The following is a 20018-nucleotide window of genomic DNA, read 5'->3' on the forward strand; positions in this document are numbered from 1 at the left end:
GTCAGGCCTTCTTCCCGGCGCGCTTCAGCTCCTCCGCGGCCCGCCCCACCGCCGCCCGCACCTCGCGCTCCGGATCGGCGCCCTCCTTGATGATCCGGCTGAGCCCGTCCTGGTAGGCGCTCTGCGCGGCGACCGTCCACAGCAGCGGCTGGGCGTAGCCGTGGTCGGCGGCGAACCGTACGGCCTCGGCCGCCGCACCCTCCCTCAGCTTGCCGGCCCTGGCCGCCAGCGACTTGCGGGCCGGGATGTGGAAGCCGTACGACAGCGCGAAGTCCTCCTGGTAGTCGCTGCGGTCGACCCACAGCCACTTCACGTACGCCTTCGCCGCCTCCTGCCGCTTGCCGCGCGTGCTGACGGCCGCGCCGTACGCGCCGACGGGCAGGGCCGGCTTGCCCGCGGGCCCGTCGGCGGGGAAGGGCAGCACCCCGAAGTCGCCGCCGAGCGCCTTCTTCACCTGCGGCAGCGCCCACAGCCCGGACCACTGCATCGCGGTCAGCCCCTGGACGAGGGCCGACGGGTCGGACCAGTCGGCGGGCGCGCCCAGCAGCAGCGACTTGTCGGCGTACAGCCGGTGCAGCTTGCCGAGGGTGCGGGCGGCGGCCGGGTCGTCGAACCCCGGCCTGCCGTCGGCGGTGACGAGCGAGAGGCCCGCCGCGTACAGGGGCGTGCCGCCGAGGACGCCCGCACCGCCGTCGTTGCCGAGGAAGAGGCCCTTGACCGTGCCGCGGGTGAGGCTGCGCGCGGCGTCGACCAGCTCGTCCAGGGTGCGCGGCGGCCGCACCCCGGCCCGCTCCAGCAGGCTGCGGCGGTAGTAGAGCAGCTGGGTGTCGACGACCTGGGGGACCGCCCACACGCGGCCGTCCCACGTCTTCGGCGCGAGGACGGTCCGGTCGAAGTCGTCCTTGACGCCCTCCAGCAGGCCGGTGAGGTCGGCGACCTGCCCGCCGCGGATCTGGTCCAGGGTCGGGCCGTTGACCTCGAAGACGTCCGGCCCGGAGTCCGTCAGCAGGGCTGCGGCGGTCTGCTGGTCGTAGTTCCCGGGCCGCCACTCGATCCGCACGTCGGCGTCCTCGTACGCGGCGGCGTACCGGCCCACCGCCTGCCGCGTGCCCGCCTCGCCGTACTGGTGGTACCAGTGGGAGAGCCGCGGCCGGCCCGAACCCTCCCCGCCGCGCCCCGTGTTGGACCCGCACCCGGTCAGTGCGATGCCCGCACCCCCGGCCAAGAGCAGTCTGCGGCTGATCGGCATGTCGGTTCTCCCCCTCGCGGTCGGGACCGTACGGACCAACGATCAACGATGGGGGAGGATTACGACAGGGTGATTACCGCCGCGTGTCGGCCGGCCGGGCCGGTTCCGCGCCGATGCGGAAGCGGAGGCGGCAGATCACCGCGTCCGTGTCCCGCCGCACCGCGTGGGCCACGACCGCGCCGCGCTGGTTCTGCAGCAGCCGCTGCCAGATGCGGGCGGGCTCGACCTCGGGGATCAGGACCGTGACGCGGTTGTCGGGGTGCCGGTCGGTGAGCTCGTGGACGTAGGCGACGATGGGCCGGCCCAGGGCCCGCGTGGGCGCGGGCAGTTCGACGAGGTCGACGCCCGGGTTCCACAGCTCCCAGTCGCGCCGCAGGGTCTCGGCGGCCCGCGCCCCCTCCGCGTCGGGCTGCACGGCGGTCACCGCGATCACCTCGTCGCCCAGCGACACGGCCGCGGTCAGGGCCTTGCTGGTCAGCCGGGAGAGGGAGGAGACGGGCACGACGACCACGCTGTGGCAGCGGCGCGGCGCCTCCGGCACCCGGCCCAGCCCCAGCCGCTCGCCGATTCGCCCGTACGAACGGTGCACGGCCTCGAAGACCAGGACCATCAGCGGCAGCGCCAGGGCGATCAGCCAGGCGCCCTCCTCGAACTTCGTGGCCGTGACCACGACCGCCGACACACCCGTCAGCAGCGCGCCGGAGCCGTTGAGGAGCGCCTTGCCGCGCCAGCCCGCCGAGCGCTCCTGCCGCCAGTGCCGCACCATGCCGACCTGGCAGATCGTGAAGCCCACGAACACCCCGATCGCGAACAGCGGCACGAGCGTGTTGACGTCGCCCCCGGAGAAGACCAGCAGCAGCGCGGAGACCGCCGCCAGGGCCAGCACGCCGTGCCGGTGCACCTGCCGGTCCGCCTTGAGGCCGAAGACGTGCGGCAGGTAGTTGTCCCGGGCCAGCAGGGCCATCAGGACGGGCAGCCCGCCGAAGGACGTGTTCGCCGCCAGCGCCAGCAGCAGGACCGTGGCGAACTGCACCACGTAGAACGCCCAGTTGTGGCCGAGCGAGGCGTCGGCGAGCTGCGCGAGGACGGTGACGCCCGCCACCGGCTGCAGGTGGAAGCGGCCGATGAGCACCGCCAGGCCGATCAGCATGACGCCCAGCAGGGCGCCCAGCGCGACCTCCGTGCGCTGGGCCCGCCGCTGCGCCGGCGCGCGGAAGGCCGGCACGGCGTTGGCCACGGCCTCCACGCCGGTGAGGGCGGAGCAGCCGGCGGCGAAGGCCTTCAGGAGCAGCAGGGCGCCCACGGACGTGGCGTTCCCGGCGAGCACGGAGGCGTGCCCGGTGGCGGCCTCGGTGCTCGCGGGGGCGTCCCGCAGCAGCCCGGCCACGATCATCGTGAGGACCGAGCCGACGAACACGGCCGTCGGCACCATGAACCACTTCGCGGATTCCACGATGCCGCGCAGGTTCACCCCGGTCACCAGGGCCAGCACGGCCAGGCAGATCCACAGCCGGTCGCCGTAGAGGGAGGGGAAGGCGGAGGTCAGGGCGGCGACGCCGGCGGTGACCGACACCGCCACGTTCAGCACGTAGTCCAGCACCAGGGAGGCCGCGGTCACCAGGGCGGTGCGCCGGTCCAGGTGCCGCTTGGCGACCGCGTAGGAGCCGCCGCCGTCCGGGAACGCCGCGATGACCTGCCGGTAGGAGGCGACGAGGACCGCCAGCAGCGCGGCGATCGCGAAGGTGACGGGGAGCGTGAAGCCCAGCCCGTACGCGCCCGCCGCGGCCAGCACCAGGACGATCGACTCGGGCCCGTAGGCCACCGACGCCATCGCGTCCAGCGAGAGGGCCGCGAGCCCCTGAGGGGCGGTCAGCCGGTGCCGGTCCTCGGCGGACGGCTGCGCGGCGCCGGTATCAGGGGGTTCCTCGCCGGCCCCTTCGGGCCGCTGGTTCGCGTGCGCGAGCAGGGACATTCTGTTCGTACCTCCGTGAGTGGGACGCCCAGCGTGCAACCGGCCCCGCGCGCCCGCGCACATCCTTGGCGGGCTCTTGGCGCGTTCCGGAGGGATCTTCACGTGTTCTTGACGGGCAGGCTCCGGTTACGTCAGCGAGGCGTAAGGGTTGGCCCAAGTGGCGTCAGTACCCCGTCAACACCGGGCGTTCCGCCCTTGGTACGGGCCTAGCGTCTCGGGCATGGGACGGCGACAGCTCTCGAAGGCGCGGGCGGGCGGACCCGTCGCGCAGACCGCACGGACCAAGGCCCGGCCGCCCGGCGGCGCGGTCCTCGCCCACGACCGGGGCTGGCGGCGCGAGGCGCGGGCCGCCTGGTACTGCGGCTCCGCCCTCGCGGGCGTCCTCGTCCTCGCCGACTTCGCCCGCGGCGGGCTCGACTGGCCGCGCGCCGCCTGCTGGACCGGCCTCGGCGCGCTCCTGCTGGCCGTCCTGCTGCCGCAGAAGGTCACCGCCGGCGACGGCTGGCTCGCCGTGCGCGGCCTGCTGGGCGAGAAGCGCGTCCGCACGGACCTGCTCACGCAGGTGCGCCGCGCGGACGGCATGACACCGCGGCTCGTGCTGCGGGACGCCGGGGGCAACCGCGTGGAGTTCGACCCGGAAGTGCTCGTCGCCAACCCGCTGCTCTGGCACTGGCTGGACACCGGGGTGCGGCGCGCCCGCGAGAGCGGCCTGCTGCGGGAGGGCGGGGCACCGCTGACGGAACTGGCGGAACGGATCGACGGGGAGGGGGCGCGGCGGCTGCTGGATGCGCTCACCCACAAGAGCCTGTCCGGCGATTGAGGACAATGACCAGGGTCAGGTCCGGGTCACAGCCAGTCGTACGTCACGCCCGTCAGCCGCTCCGACGCCGCCCAGAGCCCCGCACTCGCACGATCGTTCCGCGTCCACCACGCCCGCACCGCCCGCCGCGTGGGCGTCCCCGCACTGCGGAACTCGAAGCGCGGCCCGAAGTAGTCGTCCTGCCGGACGTCCTGCGCCGTCGCCGCGTACAGGGTGGGCAGCGCCCCCTGCTCCGCGCTCTGGGCGAAGAGCCGGTTGGCCAGCTCGGCGAGGCGCTCGGCCGCCTCCCGGCCCTCCATCCGCGCCCCGGCCGTCTGCAGGTTCGTTGCCGCGTAGCCGGGGTGCGCGGCGACGGCGATGACGCGCGAGCCCTCCGCCGTCAGCCGCTGCGCCAGTTCGTGCGTGAACAGCAGGTTGGCGCTCTTGGAGCGGCCGTAGGCGATCCAGCGGCGGTAGCGGTGCTCCATGTTGAGGTCGTGCGGGTCGACCGTGCCCAGGACGTGCAGCCCGCTGGCGACGGTGACGACCCGCGCGCCGTGCCCGGCCTCCCGCAGCCGCGGCAGCAGCAGCCCGGTCAGCGCGAAATGGCCGAGATGGTTCGTGCCGAACTGCATCTCGAACCCGTCGACCGTGCGGCGCTGCGGCAGCGCCATCACCCCGGCGTTGTTGATCAGCAGGTCCAGCCGGTCGCCGGGCAGGTCCGCGGCGAAGGCCCGCACCGAGGACAGGTCCGCGAGGTCGAGCGGGGCGAACTGCACGTCGGCACCGGGCGCCGCCGCGCGGACCCGCTCCTCGGCGGCCTTGCCGCGCGTCGCGTCGCGGCAGGCGAGGACGACCCGCGCGCCGCGCCGCGCCAGCTCGCGGGCCGTGACGAAGCCGAGGCCGCTGTTGGCGCCCGTGACCACCGCCGTGCGGCCGCTCTGATCGGGGATCTCGCTCGCGTTCCATCCAGTCACGTCTGCTGCGCTCCTCTGCGGTCCGCACCCGGCACATACGCGTCAGTAGCCCTCGTCGGTCCCAGCGTAGGCGAGGGGGTGCGGGTGCAGGGCGGGCATTCGCCCGATACGGTGGCCCGCCCGCGGGGCGCCCCCGCTCAGCGCAGCCGGACCGTATACGCCGGGACCGACACGGCGGCGTCGTCCAGGCACCGGCCGTCCGTCAGGTCGAACCGCCGCCCGGCCGGCGGTGAGGTGACGTAGGGCCGCCCGCCCGCGGAGCCCAGCGGGCCGTGCGCGAGGACGTACGCCCCGCTGAACGGGTCCTGGTTGCCTATGGCGTACGCGCGCCCCGCCCGGTCGACGAAGACGGCGGCCTGCTGGCCGTCCGGCAGCAGGACCGCCACCCCGCGGCCGGGCGTCAGATCGCCCAGCTCGCAGAGGGCGTGCCAGCGGCGCCCGAGGAGCGCCTCGACGCGTACGGAGGCGCGTACGGAGCCGGGTGCGCAGACAGTTGCGGAGACGGGCGCGGAGGCGGGCGCGGGCGGGAGCTGCTCGGGAGCGACGGTCATCGCGGGAGGTCCCTTCGGGAGAGCGGGCAGGGACGGTGGGGGAGCGGGCCGGGCTGCGGAGCGCCCAGCACTGTGGCACAGCCGCCGCCGTCTGTCGCCACCGTGGCACACGTTTTCACCACAGGTGTGACGGCTGTGTGTCCGGCTCCGGCGCGGCCTGCCGCCGTCTTCCGCAGGCGAGTTGGGCGGAACCCGTACGATCGCCGGGGTGACCACCGACATATCGCTGACGACGCTGCTCGTGCTCTGCCTCGCCGCGGCCGCGGCGGGGTGGGTGGACGCCGTGGTGGGCGGCGGCGGCCTCCTGCAGCTCCCCGCGCTGATGGTGGCCCTGCCGCACGTACCGGTCCCGCACGCCATCGGCACCAACAAGGCCGTCGCCATCTGCGGCACCGCGGCGGCCGCCGTCACCTACACCCGCCGCGCACCGGTGAACGGGCGCACCGCGCTGCGCATCGGCCTCGCCGCGCTGGGCGGCTCCTTCGCGGGGGCCTTCTTCGCCTCCGCCATCAGCAGCGCCGTCCTGCGCCCGCTGATCATGGCGATCCTGGTGGCCGTGCTGGCCTTCGTGCTGCTGCGCCCCTCCTTCGGCACGGGCGCGCTCCCGGAGGCCGGGCCGGTGTCGCGTCGCCGCGTCCTCGCCGCGATCGTCGTCGCGGGCCTCGGCATCGGGTTCTACGACGGGCTCATGGGCCCCGGCACCGGCACGTTCCTCGTGCTCGCCCTCGCCGCGATCCTGCACATGGACCTGGTGACGGCCTCCGGCACCTCCAAGATCGTCAATGTGTGCACCAACGTGGGCGCGCTCGTCACCTTCTCCTTCCAGCACGCCGTGATCTGGCAGATCGCCGCGCCCATGGCGCTGTTCAACCTCACCGGCGGCGCGGTGGGCGCCCGCATGGCCCTCAAGCGGGGCAGCGGCTTCGTCCGGGTGGTGCTCGTCGTGGTGGTCCTGTCGCTGGTGTGCAAGCTGGGATACGACCAGTGGGGCGGCTGACCCGCCCACGCCGCCGGGGCCGTCTGAGCTGCGCAAAGGCGCCCGGCTGCACCGAACGGCTGGCACTTGCATAAGAAATCCCTTAAATAGGCCCGGCGCGATCCGGTGCGCCCGTGAATGGGGCTAGCCTGACCACTACCTTCCTGACGTGGTGGGGGTTCTCGTGCGTTTCTCCCGGTGGGGCCGGGCCCGGTGGGTCCGGGCCGTGCTCGCGGGGCTCTATGTCGTCGCCCTCGCGGCGGCCGTGCCGCGCGGGGCCGGTGGCCACGGCCGGGAGGGCAGCTGGTCCAGCGAAGAGGCCCGGCGGTTCTGGGGCCCGACGCGGATGGAGCAGTCGGCGCAGGACGGCGCCGACGGCGAGAACGGCGACGCCGTGCCCGACGCGCAGCGCATCACCGGCAGCGCCCGCCACTTCGACGGGGTGCCGTCCGTGGGCATGCTCTTCTCCGTCGGCGAGGACATGCGCGACCACCACTGCACGGCCAGCGTGGTGCACAGCCCCAAGGGCAATCTGATCGTCACGGCCGGGCACTGCTCCATCGGCGACGACGCGGCGTTCGTCCCCGACTACCGGGCCGGGGCCGGCAAGCAGCCGTACGGGGTGTGGCCGGTGGACCACGTCTACGCCGACCCCCGCCGCAGCGACACGGGCGCGGGCTCCGACCTGGACTTCGCCTTCGCCACCGTCAGGGCCGACGGCCGCGGCCGCCAGATCGAGCGCGTCACCGGCGCCAACCGGCTGGTCCGCACGCCCGGCTACGTCAACCGGGTCACCGTCATCGGCTATCCCGACGCGGACGACGACCCCGCCGACAAGGCCGTCCGCTGCACCGCCATGACCACCCGCCTCGAAGACCGCAACCAGCTGCGGATGCGCTGCGACGGCTTCGTCTCGGGCACCTCCGGCAGCCCGTGGCTCACACACTTCGACGAGCGCACGCGCACCGGCGACCTCGTGGGCGTGCTGGGCGGCCTCAACGGCGGCGGGCCGGACGGCGACGACAGCGCCCGGATCTCGTACAGCCCGGTCAACGACGACGAGATCTTCAAGCTGTACCTGGACGCCATAAACGACCGGGAGCCCGAGCGCGGCTAGCGCGCGGGTTCGTCCGCCAGCGCCTGCTCGACCCCGGGCTCGTGCGGCCCCAGGAACCGCGGCCCGGGCCGCACGATCGCGTCCAGCGCCGCCTTGCCCGACGCGAAGACCTCCCGCGCACCCCCCGCGTACCAGGTCACGTCGTGCTTGGCGGCCACCCCGACCCCGTACGAGTCGATCCCCGCCGCCCCGCACAGCGCCAGCGCCCGCCGGACGTGGAAGCCCTGGGTGATGAGCACCGCCTTCTTCACGCCGAAGACACGCACGGCGCGCGTGCACGAGTCCCACGTGTCGAAGCCCGCGAAGTCGCTCACGATGCGGTCCGCCGGCACCCCGCGCTCCGTCAGGTACGCCCGCATCGCGTCCGGCTCGTCGTACTCCTCGCGGCTGTTGTCGCCGGTGACCAGCACCACCCGGACCTTGCCCGCCCGGTACAGCTCGACCGCCGCGTCGAGGCGGTGCGCCAGGTACGGGGACGGCTTGCCGTCCCACAGGCCCGCGCCGAAGACCATGGCGACCGGGGCGGCCGGCACGTCGGCAACGGTCCGCACCCGCGGCTCCGCCGCCGCGTACACCCACGTCGCCGGCAGCAGACCGAGCACGCAGCCGGCCACGGCGGCCCACAGCAGCCGCCGCCGCTCCCGGCGCGTCCGCGGCAGCCGTATCCGCATCCGCAGCACGCGGCCCCGCATCATGTCGATCACTCTCCCCGTCGACCGGTAAGGACGCGCCGGACACCCGGCCGGTTCCCGGCTCCCGCAGGTCAGGGCCGTGCCCCCTGCGCCACGTCCGGAACCGTGGCCCGCGGCCGCCCGCGCCGTCGCTGCTGTCAGACCCGGCGGTTACCGTCAGGAGTATGAACGGAACGGCACGCACCGAGGGCGAGCGGCCCCCCATCGCCGGATACGACGAGCAGGACCTGGAGCGCTGGGCCCCCGAGCCCGACAAACGCCCGGGGCGCACCGCCTTCCAGCGCGACCGGGCCCGCGTGCTGCACTCCGCCGCCCTGCGCCGCCTCGCCGGCAAGACCCAGGTCGTCACACCCGGCGTCAGCTCCCAGGCCTGGGACGCCAGCCCCCGCACCCGCCTCACCCACTCCCTGGAGTGCGCCCAGGTCGGCCGGGAGCTCGGCGCGGCCCTCGGCTGCGACCCCGACCTCGTCGAGGCCGCCTGCCTCGCGCACGACCTCGGCCACCCCCCGTTCGGCCACAACGGCGAGGAGGCGCTCAACGAAGTCGCGGGCCCGTGCGGCGGGTTCGAGGGCAACGCCCAGTCGCTGCGCCTCCTCACCCGCCTGGAGCCCAAGCGGTTCGTCCCCAGCGAGCGCACCGGCGAGCTCGTCAGCGTCGGCCTCAACCTCACCCGGGCCGCCCTCGACGCCGCCACCAAGTACCCCTGGCCGCGCGGCGGCCACCCCACCGACCCGGCCTCCCGCAAGTTCGGCGTCTACGCGGACGACGTGCCCGTCTTCAGCTGGCTGCGGCAGGGCGCCCCCGCGGGCCGGCAGAGCTTCGAGGCCCAGGTCATGGACTGGGCCGACGACGTCGCCTACTCCGTGCACGACGTCGAGGACGGCCTGCACGCCGGCCACCTCGACCCCAACGTGCTGCTCGCCGCCCCCGAGCGGCAGGACGTCTTCGCCGTCGCCGCCGGCCGCTACGCCCCCGGCGCCGCGCCCGGCGAGCTCGCCGAGGCCCTCGACCGGCTCCTGGAACAGGAGTGGTGGCCGCACGGCTACGACGGCTCGGCCGTGGCCCAGGCCCGCCTCAAGGACGCCACCAGCCAGCTCATCGGCCGCTTCTGCCTGGCCGCCGAGACCGCCACCCGCGCCGCGTGGGGCCCCGGCCGGCTCACCCGCTACGGGGCCGAGCTCGTCGTCCCCCGCGAAACCCGCCTCGAATGCGCGGTCTTGAAGGCCGTCGCCGACCGCTACGTGATGCAGCGCGAGGACCAGGAGAAGCTCCGCGCCGAGCAGCGCGTCGTCATCGCCGAGCTCGCCGCGGCCCTCACCGCCCGCGCCCCCGACGGCCTCGACCCGCAGTTCCGCACCCTCTACGCCGCCGCCACGGACGACGCCGGCCGCCAGCGCGCCGTCGTCGACCAGATCGCCGCCCTGACCGACGTCTCCGCGCGCTCCCTGCTCGCCCGCCTCACCGAAGGGCGTGGTGTGTCAGAAGGGTGACCGAATGTCCACAGAATCCGAGGACTTCCCCCACACCTTGCGGGTACTGACCCGTCCGGGGTAGTCCCTCTTCCGGCGGCGGGCCCCGTGCGGCAACCTCTGCACGGGCCGATTCCGGCCGGGGGCGGTTCACCGCAGACGCGCTGCAGACGCAGCGCGTGGCAGCGAGGAGGCAGCAAGTGGTCGACGCGAACCAGACGTTCGTCATCGTCGGAGGGGGCCTGGCCGGGGCGAAGGCCGCGGAGACCCTCCGCGCGGAAGGCTTCACCGGCCGGGTGATCCTCATCTGCGACGAGCGTGAACACCCCTACGAGCGCCCGCCGCTCTCCAAGGGCTACCTCACGGGCAAGGAGGACCGCGACAGCGTCTTCGTCCACGAGCCCGCCTGGTACGCCCAGGCCGACATCGAGCTGCACCTCGGCCAGCCCGCCGTCCACCTCGACCGGGCGGCCCGCTCCGTCCGCCTCGGCGACGGCACCCGCGTCCACTACGACAAGCTGCTGCTCGCCACCGGCGCCGAGCCCCGCCGCCTCGACATCCCCGGCACCGGCCTCGCCGGCGTCCACCACCTGCGCCGCCTCGCCCACGCCGAGCGGCTGCGCGGCGTCCTCGCCTCCCTCGGCCGCGACAACGGCCACCTCGTCATCGCCGGCGCGGGCTGGATCGGCCTCGAAGTGGCCGCCGCCGCCCGTTCCTACGGTGCCGAGGTGACCGTCGTCGAGCCCGAGCCCACCCCGCTGCACCCCGTCCTCGGCCCCGAGCTCGGCCAGCTCTTCACCGACCTGCACAGCGAGCACGGCGTCCGCTTCCACTTCGGCGCCCGCCTCACCGAGATCGCCGGCCAGGACGGCATGGTCCTCGCCGCCCGCACCGACGACGGCGAGGAGCACCCCGCCCACGCCGTCCTCGCCGCCATCGGCGCCGCCCCCCGCACCGCCCTCGCCGAGGCCGCGGGCCTCGCCCTCGTCGACCGCGCCGACGGCGGCGGCATCGCCGTCGACGCCTCCCTGCGCACCTCCGACCCCGAGATCTACGCCGCCGGCGACGTCGCCGCCGCCGAGCACCCTTCGCTGGGCACCCGCCTCCGCGTCGAGCACTGGGCCAACGCCCTCCACACCGGCCCCGCCGCCGCCCGCGCCATGCTCGGCCAGGAAGTCACGTACGACCGCGTGCCGTACTTCTTCTCCGACCAGTACGACGTCGGCCTGGAGTACTCCGGCTACGCCCCGCCCGGCTCCTACGACCAGGTCGTCTGCCGCGGCGACGTCGGCAAGCGCGAGTTCATCGCCTTCTGGCTCGCCGAGGGCCGCCTCCTCGCCGGGATGAACGTCAATGTGTGGGATGTCACGGAGAGCATCCAGAAGCTCATCCGCTCCGGCGCCCCCCTGGACCCCGAGGCCCTCGCCGACCCCGCCGTCCCCCTCGACGCCCTGCTGCCCAGCCCGGCACAGTCCTGACCGGTCCGCTCCGCCGCCCCCCGCCCGTAGAATTCACGCGTGGCAGGACGGATCAACGATGACGACGTGAAGGCGGTACGGGACGCGGTCCCGATCGACGCCGTCGTGTCCGAGTACCTCCAGCTGCGCAACGCGGGCGGCGGCAACCTCAAGGGCCTGTGCCCCTTCCACGACGAGAAGTCTCCGTCCTTCCAGGTCAGCCCGGCCAAGGGGCTCTTCTACTGCTTCGGCTGCCAGGAGGGCGGGGACACCGTCGACTTCGTCATGAAGATCGACCACCTCTCCTTCGCCGAAACGATCGAGCGGCTGGCCGCCCAGGCCGGCATCACCCTGCGCTACGAGGAGGGCGGCTACACCCCGGGCCGCCAGCAGGGCGAGCGCATCCGCCTCGTCGAGGCGCACAAGCACGCCGCGAAGTTCTACGCCGAGCAGCTCGGCAGCCCCGAGGCGGAGATCGGCCGGCAGTTCCTCGCGAGCCGCGGCTTCGGCCAGGACGCCGCCGAGCACTTCGGCGTCGGCTACAGCCCCGCCGGCTGGGACCACCTCACCCGCTTCCTGCGCGGCAAGGGCTTCAGCGACAAGGAGCTGATCCTCTCCGGCCTCGCCCAGGAGAGCCGCGGCGGCCGCCCCATCGACCGCTTCCGCGGCCGCCTGATGTGGCCCATCCGCGACATCACCGGCGAGGTCGTCGGCTTCGGCGCGCGCAAGCTCCGCGACGACGACAACGGCCCCAAGTACCTCAACACCCCCGAGACGCCCCTCTACCGCAAGTCGCACGTCCTCTACGGCATCGACCTCGCGAAGAAGGACATCGCCAAGACCAGCCGCGCCGTCGTCGTCGAGGGCTACACCGACGTCATGGCCTGCCACCTGGCCGGCGTCACCACCGCCATCGCCACCTGCGGCACGGCCTTCGCCGGCGACCACATCAAGATCCTCCGCCGGCTGCTGATGGACAACTCCGGCGCGAAGGTGATCTTCACCTTCGACGGTGACGCCGCCGGGCAGCGCGCGGCCCTGCGGGCCTTCGAGGACGACCAGAAGTTCGCGGCGAGCACCAAGATCGCCATCAGTCCCGGCGGGATGGATCCGTGCGAGCTCCGCCTCGCCGACGGCGACGACGCCGTACGGCGACTGGTCGAGGAGAGTACCCCCCTCTTCGAGTTCGCGATCCGTTCCGTGGTCGCCCGGCACACCGTCGAGGACCCCGAGGGCCAGGCCGCCGCCCTGGAGGAGGCCGCGCCCATCGTGGCGAACATCAAGGACGGCTCCATCCGGCACCAGTACGCCGTCCGGCTCGCCGGCCTGCTGGGCATCCTCGACACCCAGTTCGTCGTCATGCGCGTCGGGCAGCTGGCTCGCTGGGCGCGCGAGCGCGGGGAGCGCGGCGGCCCCCAGCAGCGCTCCGCCGGCCGGGCCGGCGCGCCGGCCCCCGGGCCCGCCGCGAGCCCCACCGGGCCCGCGCCGGGGCTCGCCCACCGGACCGGCGGGCCGCAGGCCCGCGGGCCCGCGCTCAACCTGCGCAGCCCCGTCGCGCTCACCGAGCGCGAGCTGCTCAAGCTCGCCCTGCAGCGGCCCGAGCTCGTCGCCCCCGCCTTCGACGCGTACGGCGAGGACGAGTTCACCGCCGCGCCCTACGTGGCCGTGCGCCGCGCCATCGAGGAGGCCGGCGGTGTCACCGCCGCCCCCGCCGACTACCTCACCCGCGTCCGCGAGGCCGCCCCCGACGACACCGTCCGGGCGATGATCACGGAGCTGGCCGTCGAGGCGATCCGGCACAAGAACGTGGACGAGGTCTACGCGGGGATACAGCTCGTCCAGGTCCGGCTGCGCGCCGTGGAGCGCCGCATCCAGGAGGTCCAGGGCAGCCTGATCCGCCTGGGCAGCCGGCCGGATCCGGAGCACCTGGCCGCCGTGCAGAACGAACTGTGGGTCCTGGAGCAGTACGCCCGTTCCCTGAAGGACCGCGGGGCGGCGGCGCTGTAGCGCCCGCCCCGAGGGGGCCCGGGCCCGGTGCCGGGAACCGGCGGGTGAACGCCCTTCAACTCCGCCGCGACGGCGAGTGACCCCCACCGAGCGGTCCGGCGGTGCCAAGCCGCCCAGCAGCTTCGCCTGGCACCGCCGGTCCGCGCCGTACCGGCTGATCGCCGCGGCGGCGGATCCGAGGGAGCGGTGCTCCGGGAGCAACGGGCCCGGCCCTGTCGGCCCACCGCCGCGGAAGCGGAGGTCGTAACCCCCGGTCACGGAACGGACTCAGAAAGTGCCCGCAGGCCCCTCGTGGCGGGCCCGCGTCGTACCCCACACTGGTGGGCGGTGCCTGAGTCCTCGGACGCGGCAGGCCCGGCCGCTCGGACCCGGAACTCGGAACCCTTCGCGAAGCCGCTCCTGATCCCCGGGACGGCCGGCGGCCAGGCCGCTGCCGCCCCTCCGGCGCATGCCGCCCCGAAACCGGCAGCGATCACCTTGGAGGTCGCCCCCGTGCAGACCCGGACCCCGACCAGGCCCCAGCCCCGGCCCCCGGCCGCCGCCCCGGCCCAGGGCGTGCCCCGGCAGCCCGCCGCACCGCAGGCCGAGAGCCTCCCCGACGAGCCGCTCCTGCCGGATCCGGCCGCGAGCCGGGCAGCGGAATCCGAAGCCGAGAACGAGAACGAGGCCGAGACCGAAGCCGCGTCCGAGGCCGCCGAAGCCGCCGCCGAGGCCGAACCCGAGGCCGAATCCGAGGCCCCCCGGGCCGACTCCGTACGCCCCGACACCGGCGGCGGCCCCTCCTCCGACCTCTTCCGCCAGTACCTGCGCGAGATCGGCCGCATCCCGCTGCTCTCCGCCGCCGAGGAGGTCGAGCTGGCCCGCTGCGTGGAGGCCGGCCTGTTCGCCGAGGAGAAGCTCGCCGGCGCCCCGGACCTGGACTCCCAGCTCGCCCTCGACCTGGACCGCCTGGTCGTGCTCGGCCGGATGGCCAAACGGCGCCTCATCGAGGCCAACCTGCGCCTCGTCGTCTCCGTCGCCAAGCGCTACATCGGCCGCGGCCTGACCATGCTGGACCTCGTCCAGGAGGGCAACCTGGGCCTGATCCGGGCCGTGGAGAAGTTCGACTACGCCCGCGGCTACAAGTTCTCCACGTACGCGACGTGGTGGATCCGCCAGGCCATGTCGCGGGCCCTCGCGGACCAGGCCCGCACGATCCGCGTCCCCGTGCACGTCGTCGAACTGATCAACCGCGTCGTGCGCGTCCAGCGCCGCATGCTCCAGGAGCGCGGCTACGAGCCCACGGCCGACGAGGTGGCCGCCCACCTCGACCTCACCCAGGAACGGGTCAGCGAGGTGCTGCGGCTGGCCCAGGAGCCGGTCTCGCTGCACGCGCCCGTCGGCGAGGAGGACGACGTCGCCCTCGGCGACCTGATCGAGGACGGCGACGCGGCCTCCCCCGTGGAGTCGGCCGCGTTCCTGCTGCTGCGCGAGCACCTGGAGGCCGTCCTGTCGACGCTCGGCGAGCGCGAGCGCAAGGTCGTGCAGCTGCGCTACGGGCTGGCCGACGGCCGTCCCCGCACCCTGGAGGAGATCGGCCGCATCTTCGGCGTGACCCGCGAGCGGATCCGCCAGATCGAGTCCAAGACCCTCAACAAGCTCCGCGACCACGCGTTCGCCGACCAGCTGCGCGGCTACCTCGACTGACCCGGCGGGCCGGGCCGGGGGACCGGGCCGGGGGCGCGGCCCCGCCTAGCCGGCCTGGAACGCTTCCGGGTGCGTCTGATCGCGCACGGCGGCGTACTGCTGCCGCACCGCCTGCCCCACGGCGAGATCCTCCCCGGGGTCGTACGCCTGACCGGCGGCGGCGGGCCACAGGGGCGGTTCGTGGGGCGCCAGCCCCCCGTGCTGGACGCCCAGCGCCCAGGCCGCCTGCCGGGCCGCGCCCAGGGCCGCGTAGTCCGCGGGCTGCGGCACGACGACCTGCGTGCCGAACAGCGCCGGCGCGATCACCTGCACGGCGGGCAGCTCCGCCGCGGGCCCCAGCAGGAACACCCGCCGCACCTGCACCCCGCGCGTGCGCAGCACGTCGAGGGCGTCCGTCAGCCCGCACAGCATGCCTTCGAACGCGGCCCGCGCCAGGTGTTCGCGCTTCATGCTCTCGCGCCGCAGCCCCGCGAGGCTGCCCGCCGTGTGCGGCAGGTGCGGGGTCCGCTCGCCCTCCAGGTACGGCAGCATCACGAGCCCGTACGAGCCGGGGGAGGACTGCAGGGCCAGCTCGGACAGGCCGGGGAGGTCCGTGCCCAGCAGCTCGGCCGTGCCGCGCAGCACCCGTACGGCGTTGAGGGTGTGCACCACGGGCAGGTGCATGCCGGTCGCGTCGGCGAGGGAGGTGATCGTCCCGGTGTCGTCGACGAGCGCCTCGTGGTGCACGGCGAACACCGAGCCCGAGGCCCCGAGCGAGATCACCGCGTCACCCGGCCCCACGCCCAGCCCGAAGGCGGCGGCCATGGTCTCGCCCGTGCCCGCGGAGATCAGCAGCCCCTCGGGGGTGTGCCCGGCGGGCTCGGCGGGCGCGAGCACGTCGGGGAGCACCGCCGGGCGGCCCAGGGCGAGTTCCACCAGGTCCGGCCGCCAGGAGCCGGTCGCGGCCGACCACAGACCGGTGCCGGAGGCGTCGCCGCGGTCGGTCGTGCGCCGCAGCGGGCGGCCCAGGAGCTGCCACACGAGCCAGTCGTGGGGCTGCAGCAGGGCGGCGATGCGCTGGGCGGACTCGGGCTCGTTGCGGGCGAGCCAGCGCAGCTTGGCGACCATGTGGCCGGGCTGCGGCACGGAACCGACCGCCTGCGCCCACGCGGCCCGGCCGCCGAGCGCGTCGGTCAGGTCGGCGGCGGAAGGCTGCATCCGCTTGTCGTTGCCGAGCATCGCGGGCCGTACGAGCACCCCGCCCGCGTCCAGCGCGAGCAGGCCGTTCTGCTGCGCGGACACCCCGATGGCCTGGACGCCCTCCAGGAGCCCGCCGGCGGCGGCCTCGCCCAGGGAGATCAGCCAGGCCTGGGGGTCGCCGTCGGTGTGCGGATGGGGGGCGTACCCCTGCCGGAGCACGGCACCCGTGTCCGTATCGCAGACGACGATCCGTGTGCTCTCGGTGGAACTGTCCAAGCCCGCGACTATGCCCATGCCGAGATGATGCCAAACCCCGGGGCATGCTCCGTGCGCCGGAGGGGTGTTAGCCGCCCGCCCGCCGGCCCGGGTCAGGAGTGAACCGCCGGGACGGGGGTGACCGCGGAGGGGGCGGGGCGGGACGGCCGGGTCAGGTGTTGCTGGTGCCCCAGTCGTCCTCGGAGCCCTGGCCCCGCTCACGCAGGGACCGCACGCGCCCGGCCACGGACTCCGGCATCCGGTCGCCCGCCTTGGCGAGGGCCTGGGAAGCCAGCGCCCGGCCGTTCTGCGCGGCGGACTCGACGGTGTTCCGGACGGCGGGGTTCTGCGCGATCTGCCGGGCCCCCTTGCGCAGCTGTTCGTACCGTTCCCGGCCGGCCCGCGCCCCCAGGACGTATCCGACGGCTGCTCCCAACATGAACGTCAGCCGGTAGCGCATCCCGCTCCACCCTTCCTCGGATCCCTCGGACACCGTCGTCGCACCGTGGTCGCCGCCTACCCGCCGGGTGCGAAGGTCACTCCCGGGATACCGATTGGCGGAGCACCCCCCTGCTTGCGCTAATGTATGTCTCGCAGCGAGCGCCCGCCGCCCGGAAGACCGGTCGGAAGGGCATTCGAAGCAAACGCAGCAGTCCCCTGTAGCTCAATTGGCAGAGCAGCCGGCTGTTAACCGGCAGGTTACTGGTTCGAGTCCAGTCGGGGGAGCGCGATCCTCTGTAGCTCAATTGGCAGAGCAGCCGGCTGTTAACCGGCAGGTTACTGGTTCGAGTCCAGTCGGAGGAGCAAACGATCGAGGACCCCTTCGGGGGTCCTTTTTCGTGTCCGGATGTGCTTCCGGAGGGAACCGTCCCGCCGTGATCGAAGTCCTCATGGTCAGGTAGGTCACGCAATACGCCCCCTCAGGGGCAGCAGATCGTATGAGCGGCTATGCTGCGGCAGACGGCGCGCACAGATGTGCGCGACGCGCCGTGAACGGGGCGGTAGCTCAGCCGGTTAGAGCAGCGGACTCATAATCCGTCGGCCGTGGGTTCGAGTCCCACCCGCCCCACTCGCGCGATGTCGCTGCAGAAACGATGCGACCTGCGTCTACGAAGCCCCGCCCGGCCCGGCTCCCGCTCGGCCCCGGCGGGGCTTGCTGCTGTGCGGGGCCCGGGACCGCATGACTTCGGCCACGTCGTGCCATGCGGACCGTCTGCCCCGTCCCCGCCCGGGTATGCGGCGGAATACGGCCCGGCGTCATCCTGTTGGCGCTGCTGGGCCGGTCCGACGGTCACCCGACGCCACAGCGGAAGCAGGTAGCGACGCATGAGCAGCAGCACGGTGGAGCTCACCAAGGACAACTTCGACGAGATCGTCTCCGGCAGCGGATTCGTGCTCATCGACTTCTGGGCGTCGTGGTGCGGCCCCTGCCGGCAGTTCGCACCGGTGTACGAGGCGGCCTCCGAGCGCCACGGCGACCTGGTCTTCGCCAAGGTCGACACCGAGGCCCAGCCCGAGCTGGCGGCCGCCTTCGACATCCGGTCGATCCCCACGCTGATGATCGTGCGGGACAACATCGCGGTGTTCGCGCAGCCGGGCGCGCTGCCGGAGGCCGCGCTGGAGGACGTCATCCGGCAGGCCCGCGCGCTCGACATGGACGAGGTGCGCGCCTCCGTCGCCGAGGAGCAGGCCAAGGCCGGGCAGCCGACGATGCAGGGCGAGGGGCAGCCCTCCGGTGAGTGAGCTGCTGCTGATCCGGCACGGCGAGACGGAGTGGAGCCGCGACGGCCGCCACACCGGCTTCACGGACGTGTCCCTGACCGACCGCGGCGAGCGGCAGGCGGAGGCCCTGCGCCCGCTGCTCGCCGGCAGCACGCCCGCGAAGGTCCTGGTCAGCCCGATGAAGCGGGCCCTGCGGACGGCCGAGCTCGCCGGGCTGGAGAGCCCGCAGAGCACGGAGACCGACCCGGACCTCCACGAGTGGGACTACGGCGGCTACGAGGGCGTCACCACCGAGGAGATCCGCCGCACCCGCCCCGGATGGTGCCTGTGGGACGACGGCGTGGTTCCCGGGCCGCCGGAGCACCCGGGTGAGACGCCCGCGCAGGTCGGCGCCCGCGCCGACCGGGTGCTGGCCCGCGTCGTCCCCCTGCTGGAGGCCGGTGGCGGGGACGTGGTCCTCGTGGCGCACGGGCACTTCCTGCGCGTGCTGACCGCCCGCAGGCTCGGCCTGCCGCCCGCCGCGGGCGCGCTCTTCCGGCTCGACACCGCGACCGTCAGCCGGATCGGCACCGAGCACGGGCGTCCCGCGCTCGTGGCCTGGAACGTCCGGTCGGCGTGACACGGGGCCTGCGCCCGCTGCAGGCCCATAAGCTTTGATCCTCGTAACCGAGCAGTGACTGGAGGACGTATCCGTGGCTACCACCCGCACCGCGCACACCGTCTGGGAAGGCGAGCTGCTCAAGGGCAGCGGCACCGTCAGTTTCGACTCGTCCGGCATCGGCTCGCAGCCGGTGTCGTGGCCGTCGCGCGCCGAGCAGGCCAACGGCAAGACGAGCCCGGAGGAGCTGATCGCGGCCGCGCACTCCAGCTGCTTCTCCATGGCCCTCTCGCACGGCCTGACGGGCGCGGGCAACCCGCCCACCCGCCTGGAGACCAAGGCCGACGTCACGTTCCAGCCGGGCGAGGGCATCACCGGCATCCACCTGTGGGTTCGCGGAGAGGTGCCCGGCCTCGACGAGGAGGGCTTCGCGGCCGCCGCCGAGGACGCCAAGAAGAACTGCCCCGTCAGCCAGGCCCTCACCGGGACGACGATCACGCTGTCGGCCGAGCTGGCCTGACATCCGCCTCGTTCGCGCTGCGCGGCCCCGGCGTCACGGCGTCAGGGCCGCGTAGACGATGAGGTGCTTCGCCGGGTGGCCGTCCGCGTCCGGGCCGCCCGCACAGGTGACCAGCCGCAGCACGCGCTCCTTCGTCGGCCCGTAGACCTTCCGCGCGGGGAAGGCGGACCCCTCGGCCGTCTCCTTGCCGGTGACGGAGAAGCGCAGCAGCTTGCCGTCCCCGCGCCGGACGTCGACGGCCGTCCCCTCGTCCACCTTCTCCAGGTCGTGGAAGACGGCGCTGCCCTCGCGGGTGTCGTCGCGGCCGATGACGACGGCGGCGCCGGGCTCGCCGGGCACGGCCCCGCCCGTGTACCAGCCGGCCGTCATGCCCTTCTCCGGCGGCGGCACCTGCACGGTGCCGTCGCCGTTCCTGCCGAGGCGCAGCAGCGCGCTGTCCACGCCGATGGAGGGGATCGAGAGGCGGGCGGGCTCCTCGGGCGAGGCCGGGGTGCCGCTGGCCGCCGTGCTGCCGGCCGTGCCGGACGAGCAGGCGGTGAGCAGGACGGAGGTGAGCGCGGCGGGCAGGATCAGGGCCGCCGCGAGGGCGGGTACGGAGAAGGTCCTGCGGGGCATGGGCTGTCCGTCCGGTGTGGGGGATCCGGTCGTGGTACCCGTTCACGCTAGGGACCGGCCGGTGCCCGGGGCCTCGGGTGAACGGCCAGTTCTGTATCCCTCCAAAGGATGAGGATGCTTCGGGTTTGAAGCACTGTCTTCCGCAGACCGTGCGCCCTGTCCGTCTCAGACGAACCG

At 74.1% G+C, this 20018-nt stretch carries 18 protein-coding genes and 3 tRNA genes; 13 read left to right on the forward strand and 8 right to left on the reverse strand.

Features of this window, described 5'->3' with window-relative positions; translation table 11 throughout:
* Window position 1: 1 nt before the first annotated feature.
* Window positions 2-1249: an ABC transporter substrate-binding protein gene (locus ACOTKD_RS04765; protein WP_424887589.1), complete on the reverse strand. Its 1248-nt coding sequence runs from the start codon at window positions 1247-1249 to the stop codon at window positions 2-4.
* A gap of 73 nt (window positions 1250-1322) precedes the next feature.
* Window positions 1323-3221, reverse strand: coding sequence for an APC family permease (locus ACOTKD_RS04770; protein WP_424887590.1), 1899 nt, complete (start codon window positions 3219-3221; stop codon window positions 1323-1325).
* Window positions 3222-3441: 220 nt separating this feature from the next.
* Here ACOTKD_RS04770 and ACOTKD_RS04775 point away from each other — a divergent pair, with 220 nt between their 5' ends.
* Complete coding sequence (locus ACOTKD_RS04775; RefSeq protein ID WP_424887591.1) at window positions 3442-4041, forward strand: hypothetical protein; 600 nt, start codon at window positions 3442-3444, stop codon at window positions 4039-4041.
* 26 nt (window positions 4042-4067) lie between these two features.
* Here the strand turns inward: ACOTKD_RS04775 and ACOTKD_RS04780 are convergent, their stop codons facing one another.
* Window positions 4068-4997 carry an oxidoreductase gene (locus ACOTKD_RS04780; RefSeq protein ID WP_424887592.1) on the reverse strand — a complete coding sequence of 310 codons (930 nt, stop codon included), beginning with the start codon at window positions 4995-4997 and terminating at the stop codon, window positions 4068-4070.
* Window positions 4998-5134: 137 nt separating this feature from the next.
* Entirely contained in the window at window positions 5135-5548 is a 414-nt protein-coding gene (locus tag ACOTKD_RS04785; RefSeq protein ID WP_424887593.1) for a nitrite reductase (NAD(P)H) small subunit, read from the reverse strand.
* 208 nt (window positions 5549-5756) lie between these two features.
* Between ACOTKD_RS04785 and ACOTKD_RS04790 the strand changes: the two genes are divergently transcribed.
* Window positions 5757-6545: a sulfite exporter TauE/SafE family protein gene (locus ACOTKD_RS04790; RefSeq protein ID WP_424887594.1), complete on the forward strand. Its 789-nt coding sequence runs from the start codon at window positions 5757-5759 to the stop codon at window positions 6543-6545.
* Between the two features lie 148 nt (window positions 6546-6693).
* A complete protein-coding gene (locus tag ACOTKD_RS04795; RefSeq protein ID WP_424887595.1) occupies window positions 6694-7641 on the forward strand; it encodes a trypsin-like serine peptidase in 948 nt (315 codons plus the stop codon).
* On the opposite strand, the gene ACOTKD_RS04800 is transcribed toward ACOTKD_RS04795, so the two are convergent.
* On the reverse strand, window positions 7638-8333 hold the full coding sequence (locus tag ACOTKD_RS04800) for a SanA/YdcF family protein (RefSeq protein WP_424887971.1): 696 nt from the start codon (window positions 8331-8333) through the stop codon (window positions 7638-7640). The genes ACOTKD_RS04795 and ACOTKD_RS04800 overlap by 4 nt on opposite strands.
* Before the next feature lie 164 nt (window positions 8334-8497).
* Here ACOTKD_RS04800 and ACOTKD_RS04805 point away from each other — a divergent pair, with 164 nt between their 5' ends.
* The 4 genes from ACOTKD_RS04805 (at window position 8498) to ACOTKD_RS04820 (ending at window position 14952) form a co-directional block, all read left to right on the forward strand.
* On the forward strand, window positions 8498-9823 hold the full coding sequence (locus tag ACOTKD_RS04805) for a deoxyguanosinetriphosphate triphosphohydrolase (RefSeq protein ID WP_424887596.1): 1326 nt from the start codon (window positions 8498-8500) through the stop codon (window positions 9821-9823).
* Window positions 9824-10002: 179 nt separating this feature from the next.
* Window positions 10003-11280 (forward strand): NAD(P)/FAD-dependent oxidoreductase, encoded by a 1278-nt coding sequence (locus ACOTKD_RS04810; RefSeq protein ID WP_424887597.1) that lies wholly within the window; start codon window positions 10003-10005, stop codon window positions 11278-11280.
* Between the two features lie 39 nt (window positions 11281-11319).
* A complete protein-coding gene (dnaG, locus tag ACOTKD_RS04815; RefSeq protein WP_424887598.1) occupies window positions 11320-13266 on the forward strand; it encodes a DNA primase in 1947 nt (648 codons plus the stop codon).
* 327 nt (window positions 13267-13593) lie between these two features.
* The gene (locus tag ACOTKD_RS04820) at window positions 13594-14952 is read left to right on the forward strand and encodes an RNA polymerase sigma factor (protein ID WP_424887599.1); all 1359 of its coding nucleotides are present in this window, start codon (window positions 13594-13596) and stop codon (window positions 14950-14952) included.
* 45 nt (window positions 14953-14997) lie between these two features.
* Here the strand turns inward: ACOTKD_RS04820 and ACOTKD_RS04825 are convergent, their stop codons facing one another.
* Together ACOTKD_RS04825 and ACOTKD_RS04830 are read right to left on the reverse strand one after the other, a co-directional pair.
* Window positions 14998-16425 carry an FGGY family carbohydrate kinase gene (locus ACOTKD_RS04825; RefSeq protein WP_424887600.1) on the reverse strand — a complete coding sequence of 476 codons (1428 nt, stop codon included), beginning with the start codon at window positions 16423-16425 and terminating at the stop codon, window positions 14998-15000.
* 133 nt (window positions 16426-16558) lie between these two features.
* The gene (locus ACOTKD_RS04830) at window positions 16559-16846 is read right to left on the reverse strand and encodes a YtxH domain-containing protein (RefSeq protein ID WP_424887972.1); all 288 of its coding nucleotides are present in this window, start codon (window positions 16844-16846) and stop codon (window positions 16559-16561) included.
* Window positions 16847-17039: 193 nt separating this feature from the next.
* On the opposite strand from ACOTKD_RS04830, the gene ACOTKD_RS04835 reads away from it, so the two are divergent.
* The 6 genes from ACOTKD_RS04835 (at window position 17040) to ACOTKD_RS04860 (ending at window position 19226) form a co-directional block, all read left to right on the forward strand.
* A tRNA-Asn gene (locus tag ACOTKD_RS04835) sits at window positions 17040-17112 on the forward strand.
* A 5-nt stretch (window positions 17113-17117) separates the two neighbouring features.
* Window positions 17118-17190: transfer RNA gene (locus tag ACOTKD_RS04840), tRNA-Asn, on the forward strand.
* Between the two features lie 191 nt (window positions 17191-17381).
* Window positions 17382-17455, forward strand: a tRNA-Ile gene (locus ACOTKD_RS04845).
* Between the two features lie 257 nt (window positions 17456-17712).
* Complete coding sequence (gene trxA / locus ACOTKD_RS04850) at window positions 17713-18129, forward strand: thioredoxin (protein WP_424887601.1); 417 nt, start codon at window positions 17713-17715, stop codon at window positions 18127-18129.
* Window positions 18122-18727: a histidine phosphatase family protein gene (locus ACOTKD_RS04855; protein ID WP_424887602.1), complete on the forward strand. Its 606-nt coding sequence runs from the start codon at window positions 18122-18124 to the stop codon at window positions 18725-18727. Before trxA ends, ACOTKD_RS04855 begins: the two co-directional genes overlap by 8 nt.
* Window positions 18728-18800: 73 nt before the next feature.
* Entirely contained in the window at window positions 18801-19226 is a 426-nt protein-coding gene (locus ACOTKD_RS04860) for an OsmC family protein (RefSeq protein WP_424887603.1), read from the forward strand.
* A gap of 33 nt (window positions 19227-19259) precedes the next feature.
* Here ACOTKD_RS04860 and ACOTKD_RS04865 read toward each other — a convergent pair whose 3' ends face one another.
* The gene (locus ACOTKD_RS04865) at window positions 19260-19841 is read right to left on the reverse strand and encodes a sortase domain-bontaining protein (protein WP_424887604.1); all 582 of its coding nucleotides are present in this window, start codon (window positions 19839-19841) and stop codon (window positions 19260-19262) included.
* Window positions 19842-20018 lie beyond the last annotated feature (177 nt).

Source organism: Streptomyces sp. XH2, assembly GCF_049725035.1.
Classification (GTDB): Bacteria; Actinomycetota; Actinomycetes; order Streptomycetales; family Streptomycetaceae; genus Streptomyces; species Streptomyces roseoverticillatus.

Excerpts from the sequence above, each read along its gene's own strand:
- ACOTKD_RS04805 (WP_424887596.1), top strand. The coding sequence starts at position 8,498 with ATGAACGGAACGGCACGCACCGAGGGCGAGCGGCCCCCCATCGCCGGA.
- ACOTKD_RS04865 (WP_424887604.1), bottom strand. The coding sequence starts at position 19,841 with ATGCCCCGCAGGACCTTCTCCGTACCCGCCCTCGCGGCGGCCCTGATC.
- ACOTKD_RS04765 (WP_424887589.1), bottom strand. The coding sequence starts at position 1,249 with ATGCCGATCAGCCGCAGACTGCTCTTGGCCGGGGGTGCGGGCATCGCA.
- ACOTKD_RS04770 (WP_424887590.1), bottom strand. The coding sequence starts at position 3,221 with ATGTCCCTGCTCGCGCACGCGAACCAGCGGCCCGAAGGGGCCGGCGAG.
- ACOTKD_RS04775 (WP_424887591.1), top strand. The coding sequence starts at position 3,442 with ATGGGACGGCGACAGCTCTCGAAGGCGCGGGCGGGCGGACCCGTCGCG.
- trxA (WP_424887601.1), top strand. The coding sequence starts at position 17,713 with ATGAGCAGCAGCACGGTGGAGCTCACCAAGGACAACTTCGACGAGATC.
- ACOTKD_RS04830 (WP_424887972.1), bottom strand. The coding sequence starts at position 16,846 with ATGCGCTACCGGCTGACGTTCATGTTGGGAGCAGCCGTCGGATACGTC.
- ACOTKD_RS04785 (WP_424887593.1), bottom strand. The coding sequence starts at position 5,548 with ATGACCGTCGCTCCCGAGCAGCTCCCGCCCGCGCCCGCCTCCGCGCCC.
- ACOTKD_RS04800 (WP_424887971.1), bottom strand. The coding sequence starts at position 8,333 with ATGCGGGGCCGCGTGCTGCGGATGCGGATACGGCTGCCGCGGACGCGC.
- ACOTKD_RS04825 (WP_424887600.1), bottom strand. The coding sequence starts at position 16,425 with ATGGGCATAGTCGCGGGCTTGGACAGTTCCACCGAGAGCACACGGATC.